Source organism: Actinoplanes sp. NPDC051513 (genome assembly GCF_044454685.1).
Taxonomy (GTDB): Bacteria; Actinomycetota; Actinomycetes; order Mycobacteriales; family Micromonosporaceae; genus Actinoplanes.
In genome coordinates this window covers 772,970-787,595 of sequence record NZ_JBITDW010000002.1, presented here as the reverse complement: position 1 = coordinate 787,595, position 14,626 = coordinate 772,970, and the positions used below count along the sequence as shown (strand labels likewise).

General features: G+C 71.5%; 10 protein-coding genes. 6 read left to right on the top strand and 4 right to left on the bottom strand.

Annotated features, from left to right (window positions below):
* Positions 1-26: 26 nt before the first annotated feature.
* Positions 27-2,201 carry an MMPL family transporter gene (locus ACIA5D_RS08905; RefSeq protein WP_396029288.1) on the bottom strand — a complete coding sequence of 725 codons (2,175 nt, stop codon included), beginning with the start codon at positions 2,199-2,201 and terminating at the stop codon, positions 27-29.
* A gap of 155 nt (positions 2,202-2,356) precedes the next feature.
* Between ACIA5D_RS08905 and ACIA5D_RS08900 the strand changes: the two genes are divergently transcribed.
* The 4 genes from ACIA5D_RS08900 (at position 2,357) to araA (ending at position 7,043) form a co-directional block, all read left to right on the top strand.
* Complete coding sequence (locus ACIA5D_RS08900; protein WP_396029287.1) at positions 2,357-2,935, top strand: TetR/AcrR family transcriptional regulator; 579 nt, start codon at positions 2,357-2,359, stop codon at positions 2,933-2,935.
* A 327-nt stretch (positions 2,936-3,262) separates the two neighbouring features.
* The gene (araB, locus tag ACIA5D_RS08895) at positions 3,263-4,894 is read left to right on the top strand and encodes a ribulokinase (protein ID WP_396029286.1); all 1,632 of its coding nucleotides are present in this window, start codon (positions 3,263-3,265) and stop codon (positions 4,892-4,894) included.
* Positions 4,891-5,556, top strand: coding sequence for an L-ribulose-5-phosphate 4-epimerase (locus tag ACIA5D_RS08890; protein WP_396029285.1), 666 nt, complete (start codon positions 4,891-4,893; stop codon positions 5,554-5,556). Before araB ends, ACIA5D_RS08890 begins: the two co-directional genes overlap by 4 nt.
* On the top strand, positions 5,553-7,043 hold the full coding sequence (araA, locus tag ACIA5D_RS08885; RefSeq protein ID WP_396029284.1) for an L-arabinose isomerase: 1,491 nt from the start codon (positions 5,553-5,555) through the stop codon (positions 7,041-7,043). The genes ACIA5D_RS08890 and araA overlap by 4 nt, the downstream gene beginning before the upstream one ends.
* Here araA and ACIA5D_RS08880 read toward each other — a convergent pair.
* Positions 7,019-8,290 (bottom strand): NAD(P)/FAD-dependent oxidoreductase, encoded by a 1,272-nt coding sequence (locus ACIA5D_RS08880; protein WP_396029283.1) that lies wholly within the window; start codon positions 8,288-8,290, stop codon positions 7,019-7,021. The two genes, araA and ACIA5D_RS08880, sit on opposite strands and share 25 nt — an antisense overlap.
* A gap of 59 nt (positions 8,291-8,349) precedes the next feature.
* Between ACIA5D_RS08880 and ACIA5D_RS08875 the strand changes: the two genes are divergently transcribed.
* Both ACIA5D_RS08875 and ACIA5D_RS08870 read left to right on the top strand, forming a co-directional pair.
* Complete coding sequence (locus tag ACIA5D_RS08875) at positions 8,350-8,955, top strand: TetR/AcrR family transcriptional regulator (RefSeq protein ID WP_396029282.1); 606 nt, start codon at positions 8,350-8,352, stop codon at positions 8,953-8,955.
* A 124-nt stretch (positions 8,956-9,079) separates the two neighbouring features.
* Positions 9,080-11,326 carry a HelD family protein gene (locus ACIA5D_RS08870; protein ID WP_396029281.1) on the top strand — a complete coding sequence of 749 codons (2,247 nt, stop codon included), beginning with the start codon at positions 9,080-9,082 and terminating at the stop codon, positions 11,324-11,326.
* A 99-nt stretch (positions 11,327-11,425) separates the two neighbouring features.
* Here the strand turns inward: ACIA5D_RS08870 and ptsP are convergent, their stop codons facing one another.
* Complete coding sequence (gene ptsP, locus ACIA5D_RS08865) at positions 11,426-13,975, bottom strand: phosphoenolpyruvate--protein phosphotransferase (protein WP_396029280.1); 2,550 nt, start codon at positions 13,973-13,975, stop codon at positions 11,426-11,428.
* A 14-nt stretch (positions 13,976-13,989) separates the two neighbouring features.
* The gene (gene dhaL, locus ACIA5D_RS08860) at positions 13,990-14,625 is read right to left on the bottom strand and encodes a dihydroxyacetone kinase subunit DhaL (RefSeq protein WP_396029279.1); all 636 of its coding nucleotides are present in this window, start codon (positions 14,623-14,625) and stop codon (positions 13,990-13,992) included.
* Between the last annotated feature and the right edge of the window lies 1 nt (position 14,626).

The window sequence follows — 14,626 nt, the reverse complement described above, 5'->3', positions numbered from 1 at the left end:
GGCCCCTTCAGGTGTTTCTGTTTCTTTCAGGCGGCGGTTCCGACCAGCTCTTTCTCCTCGGGCGTGGCGGCTTCGGCGGCCAGTTGCTTGGTCAGGCCCTCGCCCTCGACGTCCACGTTGGGCAGGATCTTGTCGAGCCACCGGGGCAGCCACCAGCCGGCCTTGCCGAACAGCGACAGAACCGCCGGGACGATCGTCATGCGGACCAGGAAAGCGTCCACCGCCACGCCGAACGCGAGCGCGAAACCGAGCGTCTTGATGATGGTGTCGTCGGCCAGGATGAAGCCGGCGAAGACGCTCATCATGATGAGCGCGGCGGCGGTGACGACGCGGGCGCCGTGCCGCATGCCGCTGACCACCGCGTCGTTCGGGCTCGCGCCGTGCACGTACTCCTCGCGGGTGCGGGTGACCAGGAAGACCTCGTAGTCCATGGCCAGGCCGAACAGGATGCCGATCAGGAAGATCGGCATGAGGCTGATGATCGGGCCGGTCGAGTCGACGCCGAGCAGGCTCGCCAGGTGGCCCTGCTGGAAGACGAACACCACGGCGCCGAAGGTCGCGCCGACCGAGAGCAGGAAACCGAGCGTCGCCTTGAGCGGCACCAGAATGCTGCGGAACACGAGCATGAGCAGGATGAACGCGAGGCCAACCACGATCGCCAGGTACGGCACCAGCGCGTTGGTGATCTTGTCGGTTACGTCGATGTTGATCGCGGTGGTGCCGGTGACGGCAAGTTCCGCGCCGTCGCCGGGCAGGTCGCGGATGGCCGAGACCAGGTTCTTGGTGGCCTCGTCGGTGGCGCCGCTACCCGGGATGACGGTGAGCATCGCGGTGTCGCCGGCCTTGTTGAAGACCGGGGCGGTGACCATGACCACGTCGCTCAGCCCGGAGATGGTCGTCCGGGCGGCGGCCGCAGTCGTCGCGGTGGCGTTCTCGACGACCACGATCAGCGGGCCGTTGAAGCCGGCCCCGAAGCCCTCGGCGAGCTGGTCGTAGGCCTTGCGCTGGGTGGAGGCGGGCGAGGCGGTGCTGTCGTCCGGCAGGGCCAGGCGCAGGTCCAGGGCGGGCAGGGCGATCGCCCCGACCACCCCGAGAGCAAGAACAAGAGCGACAACCCGGTTCTTGAGTACGAGGCGCGCCCAGCGCTCGCCGAACGGAACTTTCGCGGCGCCCGCGCGGCGGCCGGCCCGATCCTTCTTCGCCAGAACCTTGCGACCCGCGAAACCGAGCAGCGCCGGGGTCAGCGTCAGCGTGATGATCACGGCCATCGCCACGGTGAACGCGGCGGCCAGACCCATGGCGGACAGGAACGGGATACCGGTGACGCTCAGCGCCGCCAGCGCGATGATCACGGTGAGGCCGGCGAACACCACGGCCGAGCCGGCGGTGCCCGTCGCGCGGCCCGCGGCCTCCTCGCCGTCGTGCCCCTCGGCAAGCTCGTGCCGGTAGCGGGAGACGATGAACAGCGCGTAGTCGATGCCGACGGCGAGGCCCAGCATGGTGGCGAGGGCGCTCGTCGACGAGGACAGGTCGAAGAAGCCGGTGGCGATCTGGATGCCGGTCATGCCCAGGGCGACGCCGATGATCGCGGTGAGCAGCGGCAGGCCGGCCGCGACGAGCGCGCCGAACGTGACGACCAGGACGAACGCGGCGATGATGATGCCGAGCGCCTCGCTGGAGTGGCCGCCCTGCTGGGTGGCGAGCATCTCGCCGGAGTACTCGACGCCGAGTCCGGCGGTCTTGGCGGTGTCGCCGGCGGCGACCAGAGCGTCGCGGGCGGCGTCGGTGACGCCGGTGACGCCGACCGCGTAGGTGACGGTCGCGTACGCGGTCTGCCCGTCCTGCGAGACCGTCCTGGCCTCGAACGGGTCGGCGACGCTCGTCACCTGCGGCGCCTTCTCCAGCGCGGCGACGGCCTTCTCGATGGCGGCCTTCTGGGTCGTGCCGGTGAGCTTGGCGTCGCCGGTGACGGTGAAGACGACCTTGGCGGACGCGCCGTCGGCGCCGCCGCCGAACTTCTCCTCGAGGATGGCAAGAGCCCGGGAGGACTCGGTGCCCGGGATCGAGAACGCGTCGCTGGTCGGGCCGGACAGGGTCGCCGCGCCCACCCCGAACAGGACGAGCACCGCCACCCACAGCAGTCCCACCAGCTTGCGTCGGCGGAACGAGAACCGGCCGAGCCGGTACAGCAAGGTCGCCACGAAATCCCTCCCCAGGCAGAAGTCCGTCTTACGTTTCGGCACCGCCACCGTAGAGCTGAGACTTACCGATCGGCTAGAAATTAACTAGCCGATCGGTAAGCGTCACACTTGCTGGTCGGCTAGTTTTTTCGCACATGTGTCGATACGATGACGGCGTGACGCAGAGTGCTGGGGTGCGGCCGCGCGGCGCGGGCCGGGCGCAGTTGCACGAGACCGCGCTGCGGCTGTTCGCCCGCGACGGGGTCGAGGGGACGTCGCTGCAGGCGATCGCCGACGACATGGGCGTCACGAAGGCGGCGGTGTACTACCACTACCGCAGCAAGGACGACCTGGTGCTGGGGGTGCTCGCGCCCCTGTTCACGTCGCTGGACGTCATCCTCGACCGGGCCGCGGAGCACCGGTCGCGGGCCGCCCGGCTCGACGAGTTCCTGGTCGGCATGGTCGATCTGATCGTCGGCAACCATGCGCGGTTCGCGGTGCTGGTCGGGGATCCGTACGTGAGCCGGCTGATGGAGGACCACCACGATCTGGTCGGGTGGTGGAACCGGATCGTCGACGAGATCATCGGCGACAAGTCCGACCCGATCATCCCGACCGCCCTGATCATCTTCCTGAGCGGGATGACGGCGCCGCTGACCACGCCGCCGGTCGCGGACATCGGCGCGGACGAACAGCGGGAGCAGCTGGTCGAGTGCGGGCGCCGCATCCTGGGGATCCGCCGCCGCTCGGCCTGAGCAGGCGGCGGCGCCGCGCCGGCGTTCACGAGTTGCCACGCCGCGGAACGCGAACGTTGACGAGTTGCCACGCCGCGGAACGCGAACGTTGACGAGTTGGCGCGCGCGGAACGTCGGCGTTGACGAGTTGCGGGGCGCAAGCATCGGCGTCGATGAGTTGGCGTGCGCAGTGCACGGCAGATCATCAAGATCCGGGCGGCCGGCCGGCGCAACGTCCTGACCTGCACCGTGTTAGCGATAACAATTGCTCCCGCCGAGCAGCGTTGACACCTGTGTTGTTAGCGATAACAATGCTGAAACGCCCCCTCAACGTGGAGGTATCCCCCCATGCCCGTTGACCCCACCGTGGCCTGTGTGGTCGGTGTCGATTACGGCACCCTCTCCGGCCGCGCGGTCGTCGTCCGTGTCTCGGACGGCGCGGAGCTCGGCTCCGCGGTGCACGACTACTCCCACGCCGTCCTCACCGAGTCGCTGCCCGACGGCACCCCGCTGGGCCACGACTGGGCCCTCCAGGTGCCTTCCGACTACATCGACGTGCTCAAGACGGCCGTGCCCGCCGCGGTCGCCGCCGCCGGCATCGACCCGGGACACGTCATCGGGATCGGCACCGACTTCACGGCCTGCACGATGGTGCCGACCCTCGCCGACGGGACGCCTCTGAACGAGCTCCCCGAATGGAGCAGCTGCCCCCACGCGTACGTGAAGCTCTGGAAACATCACGCCGGGCAGCCGCAAGCGGATCGCATCAACGAGCTCGCCGCGAAGCGTGGCGAGCCGTGGCTCGCCCGCTACGGCGGGCTGATCTCCTCGGAGTGGGAGTTCGCCAAGGGGCTGCAGCTGCTGGAGGAGGACCCCGCCGCGTACGCGGCGATGGACCGCTGGGTCGAGGCGGCCGACTGGATCGTCTGGCAGCTCACCGGGCGTTACGTCCGGAACGCCTGCACCGCGGGGTACAAGGGCATCCGCCAGGACGGGGCGTATCCGTCCCCCACTTTCCTCGCCGAGTTGAACCCGGCGTTCGAAAGTTTTGTCGCGGACAAGCTGGAGCAGCCGATCGGGCAGCTGGGCGACGCGGCCGGCGCGCTCACCGCGCAGGCCGCGCAGTGGACCGGGCTTCCCGAGGGCATCGCGGTCGCGGTCGGCAACGTCGACGCGCACGTCACCAGCGCCGCCGCGAAAGCGCTCGATCCCGGCCAGATGGTCGCGATCATGGGCACCTCCACCTGCCACGTGATGAACAGCGACGAACTGCACGAGGTCCCCGGCATGTGCGGGGTCGTCGACGGCGGGATCGTGGCCGGTCTCTGGGGATACGAGGCTGGGCAGAGCGGGGTCGGCGACATTTTCGGCCACTATGTCGACAGTCTGGGCGGTTCCGCGACACACGAGCAGCTCACCGAGCTGGCCGCCGGGCAGAAGCCGGGTGAGCACGGGCTGATCGCGCTCGACTGGCACAACGGCAACCGGTCGGTGCTGGTCGACCACGAGCTGTCGGGCGTGCTGATCGGGGAGACCCTGGCGACCCGGCCCGAGGACGTCTACCGCGCGCTGATCGAGGCGACCGCGTTCGGCACCCGCAAGATCGTGGAAACTTTCGCAGCCGCGGGCGTGCCGGTGCGCGAGTTCATCGCCGCCGGCGGGTTGCTGAAGAACCGGCTGCTCATGCAGATCTACGCGGACGTGCTGAACATGCCACTGTCGGCAATCGGGTCGGAGCAGGGGCCGGCGCTCGGCTCGGCCATCCATGCGGCCGCGGCGGCCGGCGCCTATCCGTCCGTGCGTGACGCGGCGGCCGCGATGGGCAGCGTCTCGGCCAACGCCTACGTTCCCGACCCGGACGCCGCGGCGATCTACGACGAGCTGTACGCCGAGTACTCGACGCTGCACGACTATTTCGGCCGCGGGGCGAACAAAGTGATGCGCAAGTTGCGGGCGATCCAGCGAAAGGTTTCGGCATGAGTCTGCTGAAAGAGATCAAGCAGACGGTCGCCGAGCTGCACGCCGAGCTGCCGCGCAACGACCTCGTGGTCTGGACCGCCGGGAACGTGTCGGCGCGGGTGCCCGGCGAGGACCTGCTGGTGATCAAGCCGTCGGGCATCTCCTACGACGAGATCAGCGCGGACAACATGGTCGTCACGGATCTCGACGGCAACCTCGTCGAGGGGGCGCACAAGCCGTCGTCCGACACGGCCGCCCACGCGTACGTGTACAAGCACATGCCGCACGTGAACGGCGTGGTGCACACGCACTCCACGTACGCGACGGCGTGGGCCGCCCGCGGCGAGGCGATCCCCTGCGTCCTCACGATGATCGCCGACGAGTTCGGCGGCGAGATTCCCGTGGGCCCGTTCGCGCTGATCGGCGACGACTCGATCGGCCGCGGGATCGTCGAGACGCTGCGCACCCACCGCTCCCCCGCCGTGCTCATGCGAAACCACGGCGTCTTCACCATCGGCCGTTCCGCGAAAGACGCCGTCAAGGCCGCCGTCATGTGCGAGGACGTCGCGCGCACGGTGCACATCTCCCGGCAGATCGGCGCGCCGATCCCGATCGGCCAGGCCGACATCGACTCCCTCTACGCCCGCTACCAGAACGTCTACGGACAGGAGCCCGCCGCATGAAGCCTCAGATCTGGTTCCTGACCGGAAGTCAGCATCTCTACGGCCCCGAAACCATCGACCAGGTCGCCGCGCAGTCCGCGGAAATTCAGCAGATGCTGGTCTCGGCCGGCCTGAGCGCCGAGATCGTCGGCAAGCCGGTGCTCACCGACTCGGGCGCGATCCGCCAGATGATGCTCGACGCCAACGCCGACCCGTCGGTCATCGGCGTGATCGCCTGGATGCACACGTTCTCGCCGGCCAAGATGTGGATCACCGGCCTGGACACGCTGCGCAAGCCGCTGCTGCACCTGCACACCCAGCACAACCGGTCGTTGCCGTGGGCCACGATCGACATGGACTTCATGAACCTCAACCAGGCCGCGCACGGTGACCGGGAGTTCGGGTTCATCCAGTCACGGCTCGGGGTGCCGCGCAAGACGGTGGCCGGTCACGCGGCCGATCCCGTGGTGGCGCGGCGGGTCGACGCGTGGGTCCGGGCCGCGGCGGGCTTCGCCCACCTGCGAGGTTTGCGCCTGGCCCGGTTCGGCGACAACATGCGCGACGTCGCGGTCACCGAGGGCGACAAGGTCGAGGCCGAGTTGCGTTTCGGCGTTTCCGTCAACACGTACGGGGTGAACGACCTCGTCGCCGTGGTGGACGCCGTCTCGCCGGCCGAGGTCGACGCGCTGGTGGCCGAGTACTCCGACGTCTACGACCTGGCGCCGTCGCTTCGCAAGGACGGGGATCAGCACGATTCGCTGCGGTACGCGGCGCAGATCGAGGCCGGGCTGCGGCAGTTCCTGACCGCGGGCGGTTTCGGGGCGTTCACCACGAACTTCGAGGACCTGGGCGGGCTGCGGCAGCTGCCGGGGCTCGCCGTCCAGCGGCTCATGGCGGACGGCTACGGCTTCGGCGGCGAGGGCGACTGGAAGACGTCGGCGCTGCTCGCCTCGGTGAAGGCGATGGGCGCCGGCACCGGGCGCGGCACGTCGTTCATGGAGGACTACACCTACCACTTCGGCCCCGGCGAGCCGAAGATTCTCGGCGCGCACATGCTCGAGGTCTGCCCCACGATCGCCGCGGAACGCCCGCGCTGCGAAATTCACCCGCTCGGCATCGGCGGCCGCGAGGACCCCGTGCGCCTGGTCTTCGACGCCGCCCCCGGCCCCGGCGTGGTGATCGGCATGGCCGACATGGGCGATCGTTTCCGCCTGGTGGCCAACGCCATCGAGGTGGTCCCGCCGGACGAGCCCCTGCCCAGCCTGCCGGTGGCCCGCGCGGTCTGGAAGCCCGAGCCGTCGCTGTCGACCTCGGCCGAGTGCTGGCTGACGGCAGGCGGCCCGCACCACACGGTGATGACACAGGCGGTCGGCGCCGAAACGCTGCGCGATTTCGCGGACATGGAGCGCACCGAGCTCCTGCTCATCGACGAGAAGACGACGCCCTACGATTTCGCCGACCGGGTTCGCTGGAACCAGGCGTACTACCGCCTGTCGCGCCCGATGTGATCGCCCGGCGCCGCTCCCTTCCTGCGGGGAGCGGCGCCGGCTCGTGCAGCCATCAGACGTAGCAGGCCGCGGCTGCCCACGATCCGACGCAGGTTTCGCGGGTCGAAGAAGTCCCGGACGGGCATGGTCCCGGTCAGCACTCCCAGGAATCTGGTCACCTGGGCCGGGTCCTTGGCCAGGGCCGGAAAGAGGATCTCGCCGGCCAGGTCGGGGCGGAACGCGGCGATGCGGGCGGTGAGGTCGTAGATCGGGCGGCGGGCGGCGTCGCGGGCGCGGTGGTAGTCGTGGAAAGCTTTCCGGTTGCCGTCGAAAGCGGCCAGGATCGCGGCCGCGAGGGCGTCGGCGTCGCGCAGGGCGTTGCCGATTCCCTGGCCGGTGATCGGGTCCATGACCAGGCCCGCGTCGCCCGCGAGGGCCCAGCCGGGCCCGTACGGCCTGCGGATCAGGCCGGGGACGTCGGTGGTGGCGCGGACGTGCTCGACCAGCGTCGCGGCGGCCACGCGATCACGCAGGTCGGCGGGCTCGGACACCGCTGCCCGGAAACTTTCGGGATGACGTACCGCCGGAAAGCGCGAAACCGGAACGCCCAGATAGACGATCGTCAGGTCGTCGTTGGTCGGCCACAGGCCGACCATGCGGTCGGGGCGGGTGTAGACCTCGCCGCCCTTGAGCGGGAGATCGGCGAAGTAGCCGTAGCAGGCGGCCGAGATCGGCGGGCGGTGGCGGTAGGCGCGGGCCCGCACGGCTTTCGCGACCGTCGAGTGCTTGCCGTCGGCCCCCACGACCAGGCGGGCCGTGATGGTGCGGGCAGTGGTGGCGCCCTTGAGTTTCCCGCGGATACCGGTGATGCGGGCGTCGCCGGTCAGGCCCTCGACGACGAAACTTTCCTCGACGGTGGCGCCGGCCGCGCGGGCCTCGGCGATCAGGAGAGCGTCCAGCAGGGTGCGGCGAGGGCTGTAGACGGCGTCGACTCCATCGAAGGCGGCGTAGTCGCCGCGCAGGACGGCCGGGCCGGCGTCGAAGTGGACGTTGCGGGCGGCGGGCGTGCCGTTCTCGATCAGCTTGTCGAGGATGCCCCAGCGGCGCAGCAGCGCGCCGCCCGGAAGCTGGATCTGGTGGGTGGAGAGGGTGTCGCTGGGAAAGCGGGCCCGGTCGACGGCCAGCACGCGCAGTCCCGCGCGGGCCAGCAGCATGGCCGTCGCGGCGCCGGCCGGGCGGGCCCCGGCCACGATCACGTCGAAATCCATCGGGAACCTCCGGTTTCGTTACGGCGTAACGTAACAGCGTCCCGGTATTGTCGGGAACCATGGGACGTCCGAAGGAGCACGGAGCGCAAACCCGGGCCGCTCTGCTCGCCGCCGCCGCGGAGTTGCTGCACGCCGAGGGGCCGTCCGCGGTCTCGGTGCGCCGGGTCGCGGCCGCGGTGGGTACTTCGACGCGAGCGGTGTACAGCCTCTTCGACGACAAGGACGGGCTGTTGCGGGCGCTCTCGGTCGACGTCGCCGAAACCATGCGCCGGCATCACGAGTCGGTCCCGGCGCAGGACGATCCGATCGCCGAGATACTTTCGCTGGCGCTCGCGTACCGGGCAGCGGCCCGGGAGAAGCCGAAACTTTACGACCTGTTCTTCGGCACCGTCCGGCCCGGGGCATCGCAGGCGGATCCGCTGTTCGCGCTGGCGTACCGCAGCTTCGAGCGGGTGTTGCAGGTGGTGCGGCGCGGCATCGCGTCGGGGGTCTTCCCGGGGCGGAGCGAATTCGACATCGGGCGGAATCTTTTCGCGCTGGTCCACGGCCTCGCGTCGCTGGAGTTGCGCGGCGTGCTGGGCGACGAAGCGACGGCGGTGGGCGTCTGGCGCCAATCGGTCACGGCAACGCTCACGGGGCTCCAGCAGCGGACGGCCGGCGAATGAGGCGGCCGGGCGCCGTGACATTTCGCGCCGGCCTTCCCGGATTTGCGGTTCCGACGGGGGCCGGCTGAGCCGGCAAAGTAAGTCAAGACTTACTTTGCGGCTAAATCTCCTGACAATGGGAGCGGTGAGTGAGCAGGCGCTGGTGACGCGCATATACGAGCTGGTGGACGCCGAGACGGCCGCAGTGCTCGAGGAGCTTCGCGGCCGGCGGGACGGTGACCGGGCGGCGGCGCGGGCCGGCCAACCGGACGGCGAGTGGGCGACCGCGCGGGCCGGCCAACCGGACGGCGAGTGGGCGACCGCGCGGGCCGGCCAACCGGACCACGAGCGGGCGGCGCTGCTGCGGCGGAGGCTGACGGCGCTGCGGACGGTCGAGCAGCGGCTCGTGTTCGGGCGGATCGACCACACCGACGGGACCTGGCTGCACATCGGGCGGCGCGGGATCCGGGTGGACGGGGAGCCGCTGCTGGTGGACTGGCGGGCGCCGGCCGCGGCGCCGTTCTATGCCGCCACGCCGGCCCGCCCGCTGGGCCTGCGACGGCGGCGCCACCTGCGGCTCGACGGGCGCCGGGTGGTGAGCGTCGCCGACGAGATCCTGGACGGATCGGCGCCCGGCGCGGACGACGTGATCGGTGACGGGCCGCTCGCCGAGGCGCTCGCGGCGCCGCGCACCGGGCGGATGACGGACGTGGTGACGACGCTCCAGGCCGAGCAGGATGCGATCGTCCGGTCGCCGCATCGGGGAATCACGGTCGTGCAGGGCGGGCCGGGCACGGGGAAGACCGTGGTGGCGCTGCACCGCGCCGCGTACGTGTTGTTCGCGTTCCCGGCGACGGCCGAGCGCGGCGTGCTCGTCGTCGGGCCGGACCCGCGGTTTCTCGACTACATCTCGCAGGTGTTGCCGTCGCTGGGCGAGAACGACGTGCGGCTGGCCGCCCGAACCCGCATCACCGGCGCTGCGGCCGACGGCCACGAGCCGGCCGGCGGCAACGAGTCAGCCGGCGGCAGTGAGCCAGCCGGCGGCAGTGAGCCAGCCGGCGGCAGTGAGCCGCCCAGCGGCAGTGAGCCGCCCAGCAGCAGTGAGCCGCCCAGCAGCAGTGAGCCGGCCGGCGTGGCGCGGCTGAAGGGGCGGGCGGACATGGCCGGGCTCCTGGCCGCGTACGTCTCGGCGCGGCGCCCGGATGCCGCGGCGATCCGCTTGCCGCTGGGAACGGAGATCGTCGAGGTCGATGCGAGCGCGGTGGCCGAGGCCCTGGCCGCCGCCGGCGGGAAGCCGCACAACGCCGGGCGGGAGGCATTCCGGGAGTACCTCGTCGCCGAATTGGCGCGGCTGCGCGCCCGGCACACCGCCGCGACGCTGGAACGGATCGACGCGGAGACCGCGGCGCTCACCGGGATCGACCTCGACGCGGCCGTCGCGGCCGACCTGCGATCACTGGGCCTCGCCGCCGACGCGCCGCCCAGGCCTGGCGATGTGCTCGCGACCGATGGGCCGGTGGACTGGGAGAGGATCGCGTCGGATGAGCCGGCGGGCCGGCAGAGGATCGCGACCGATGGGCCGGCCGACCGGGACAGGATCGCGACCGACGGGCCGGCGGACCCGGAAAGGATCGCGACTGACGGGCCGGCGGACCGGGCGGCGATCGCGGCGGATCCGCGGCTCGACGAGGCGATCGGCCGTCTCTGGCCGCGGTTGACCGCGGGCGAGGTGGTGGCGGGGCTGCTCGCCGAGCCGCCGCCGGAATGGGAGCCGTTGCGCCGCGCGCCCGGTGCGGCGTGGACGGCAGCCGATCTCGCGCTGCTCGACGAAGCGGCCGAGCTGGTCGACGGACCTCCGGCCGACGTGTACGGGCACATCGTGGTCGACGAGGCGCAGGAGCTCACCGAGATGGACTGGCGGGTGGTCCTCCGGCGATGCCCGTCGCGGTCGATGACCGTGGTCGGCGACTTCGCGCAGGCCGGGCCGGGCTCGACCGTCACGGGCTGGCGGGAGGCGGTCGGCGAGCGGTTCGAGCTGCACACGCTGACGGTCAACTACCGGACCACGGCGGAGATCCTCGATTACAGCCGCGACCTGCTCGCCGAGATTGCGCCCGGGCAACGGGCCAGCCGGTCGCTGCGGCATGGGGAAAAGCCTTGCGTGGCACCGGAAGAGCTGACGATCGCGCCCGGAGAGCTGGTGGCCGTGATCTGCCCGGACGACCTGGTCCTGGACGGCGCGATCCCGGTGTCGAAATGCCGCGGGCTCGAGTTCGACACCGTGATCGTCGTGGCGCCGGACCGATTCGCGAAACGGGACCTCTACGTGGCGCTCACCCGGGCCACCCGGCGGCTGGTCATCGCGCCCGGCGCGCTTCCCCGCCTGCGATGAGCACGTGGTGGCCTCGAGGACGGTCGACGTCGGCGCTTCTCTACCGGCTCAACCCGCGGCGCTCGGCCGCCCTGATCGCCGGCAAGATGCAGGCCCTGCTCAATCGCCGAGGCGCCGGCGCACGGCCGCGGCGTCCGGGAGCTCCAAGGCCCAGGCCGCGGTCCCGGACCCGATCGCGGTCCCGGACCCGATCGCGCGCACGGCCGCCTTGACCAAAGGCACGGCGGCCGGGGTCACGCTCAGCTCGTGCACGCCGAGGGCGGTCAGCAACGGCACGGCCGTCTCGTCGGCCGCGAGCTCGCCGCACACCGCCACCGGCACGCCCGCTTTCCGGCACACCGCGTCGATCAGGCGCAGCACCGCGGGGTCGAGGCCGTCCGCGGGCACCGACGGATTGCCGCGCTCCGCGGCCAGCGTGTACTGGGTCAGGTCATTGGTGCCGATGCTGACGAAATCGACGTACGGCCGGAATGTTTCCACCTTCAGCGCGGCCGCCGGCACCTCGACCATGATGCCCACCTCGAGGCCGTCCGGCGGCCGGCGGTCGTCGAGCATGCGTCGCGCGGCGATCAGCTCGTGGACACTGGTGACCATCGGGAACATGACGCTCACCGGGGTGTCCCGGGCCACCCGGACGATCGCGTCGAGCTGAGCGCCGAACAGGTCCGGATTTTCCAGGGAATGACGCAAGCCGCGTACGCCGAGGAACGGATTCTGCTCCGGGCGGCCCGGCGCGTACCGGAGCGGCTTGTCCCCACCCACGTCGAGGGTGCGCAGCGTGATGCGGCGCCCGCGCATCGCCTCGGCGATCTCTGCGTAGACGGCGACCTGCTCGTCGGCGCCGGGCGCCTCGTCACGATCGAGGAAGAGGAACTCGGTGCGCACCAGGCCGGCCTGGTCGGCGCCGTTCTCCGCCGCCTCGCGCGCGTCCGCGACCGACCCGATGTTGGCCGCCACCAGGATCGTGACGCCGCCGCCGGTCACCGCGGGCTCGTGCGCCCGCTCGGCGGCCCGCCGCTGACGCACGCTCCGGGCCGTGGCGCGCGAGCGAAAGTCTTCGACGACACTTTCGGGTGGCGCGACCACGAATTCCCCGGCGCCGCCGTCGAGCGCGATCGTCGTGCCGGTCGCGATGCCGAGCACGCCCTTTCCGGCCCCGACCACCATCGGAATGTTTCGCGCCCGCGCGATGATGGCCGCGTGGGCGGTGGGGCTTCCGCCCGCCAGCAGGACACCGGCCACCCGGCGCCGGTCGAGGCCTGCGGCCTCGGCCGGCGCGAGGTCGTCGCCGATCAGCACGCCGTCCCCGTCGAGGGGTGCGGTCGTCAGGCCGAGCAGACGCCGGACGACCTGCTCGCCGACCGCGCGGACGTCGGCGGCGCGTGCCTTGAGGTACGGGTCGGGCAGCGCCTCGAACTCCGCCGCCACCCGCCCGGCGGCGTCGCGGAACGCGCGGGGCGCGGCGTCACCGCGCTGAATCCGGGCCGACACATCGGACAGCAGGTCGGCGTCGTCGAGCAGCAACAGGTGCGCCCCGAAGATGTCGGCCGCGGCCTCGTCGTCGGCGGCCGCCGCCCGCGTCTCGGCGATGTCCCGCCGGACCGCCGCTATCGCGTCGTCGAGGCGGCGAGCCTCCGCTTCGGCACCTCGAGATGATATTTCGGAGATATCCGGCTGAAGAGGGCCGGCGCTGGGTCGCCAGACCGGCCCGATACCGACTCCCGCCGACGCGGCCTGCCCACGCCCGCGGGCCACGACATCTCCGTCAGCAGGTTCGACCCCGGCACGGGCTTCGACCATCGAGAAGGCAACGTCGCCGGCTGTGGCGGACGGCACCCTCTCCCCCGTCCCTGGTTCGGAGGACGCGACCGGCGCGACGGGCGCCCCGGACACAGCGGACGCGGCGGGCATCCCGTATGCAGTGGGCGCTTCGTCGAACGCGCGGGCGGCCAGCCCCACCAGCTCATCGACCGCTTCCCGAGCCTGCGGCCCCGACGCCCGCACCTCGATCTCGTGCCCCCGCATCACCCCCAGCGTCGCCACTCGCGACAGGCTCCCCGCCCGCACCCACGCCGATCCCGTGGTGCGGTTGCGAATCTCCACGTGGGCGTCGAACCGGGCGGCCGAGGTGACGAGCCGCGCCGCCGGCCGGGCGTGCAGCCCATGCGGATTGGTGATCGTGACAGCCCGGGACAGCGAGTCCGGCGCTTCCAAGGACGCGGGCGATTCGCTTGTGGACACCGGCGCGCCGAGATGTGACTGCTTCGCCTCCAGCGCGCCGACCGCCTCGGCCGCCACCTCCGCCCGCCCCGCACCGCCGGCGGCCGAGACGACGGCCGCCACCAGCCCCTCGACCAGCGGCGCCGGGCAGAGCACGGCACGCTCGCGCACCGCGTCGTCGACCATCTCCAGCGCCATCTCGGCCGAGAGGACCGCGCTGCCCAGATCCATCAGGACCACGACGCCGTCGCCCTGGTCGGCGGCCGTCACCGCCGACGAGATGGCCACCGCGTCGGTGCCCAGCGTGGACTCGTCCAGCCCGGCGGCCACCTCGATCGGAACCTGCTGGTCGTGCAGCATCGACGAGGCCAGGGCCACCGCCGCCGCGGCCAGCGCCCGGCTGTGGCTGACTACGACGAGGCCGACCATGCCCGTACGGGAAATCAGGCCAGAGCCGTCGCGGCGGCAGCCAGCAGAAGCGTCACCGAGGTGGCGCCCGGATCTTGATGGCCGGCGCTGCGCTCGCCGAGATAGCTGGCCCTGCCCTTGCGGGCCACCATCGGGATCGTGGCCGCCCGGCCCTCCTCCGCGGCGCGGACCGCGGCGTCGAGGGCCTCCCCCAGCGGCTGGCCGGACGCCACCGCCTCCTCGAGGGCTTCTACGGCCGGCGAGAGCGCGTCGATCATGGTCTTGTCGCCGGGGACGGCCTTGCCCCGCGCGGCCACCCCCTCGAGGGCCGCGCGGAAAAGTTTCGCCACGTCGGCGCCGTCGAGTTGCTCGGCGTCGCCGGCGGTAGCGGACATGCGCAGGAAAGCGGTGCCGTACAGGGGGCCGCTGGCGCCGCCGACGGTGCTGACCAGCGTCATCCCCGTACGTTTGAAAATCTCTGACGGACGGCTCGGGCCCTCGTTCTGCAGCACCGTGACCACCGCGGTCATGCCCCGGTCCATGTTGGCGCCGTGATCGGCATCGCCGATCGCCGAATCCAGCTCGGTGAGCATCTGCTTGTGCTCGCCGACGAGGCGGGCGAACTCGCGGATCCAGGCGACCAGCGCCGCGGTGTCGACGGTGTCGGCCATC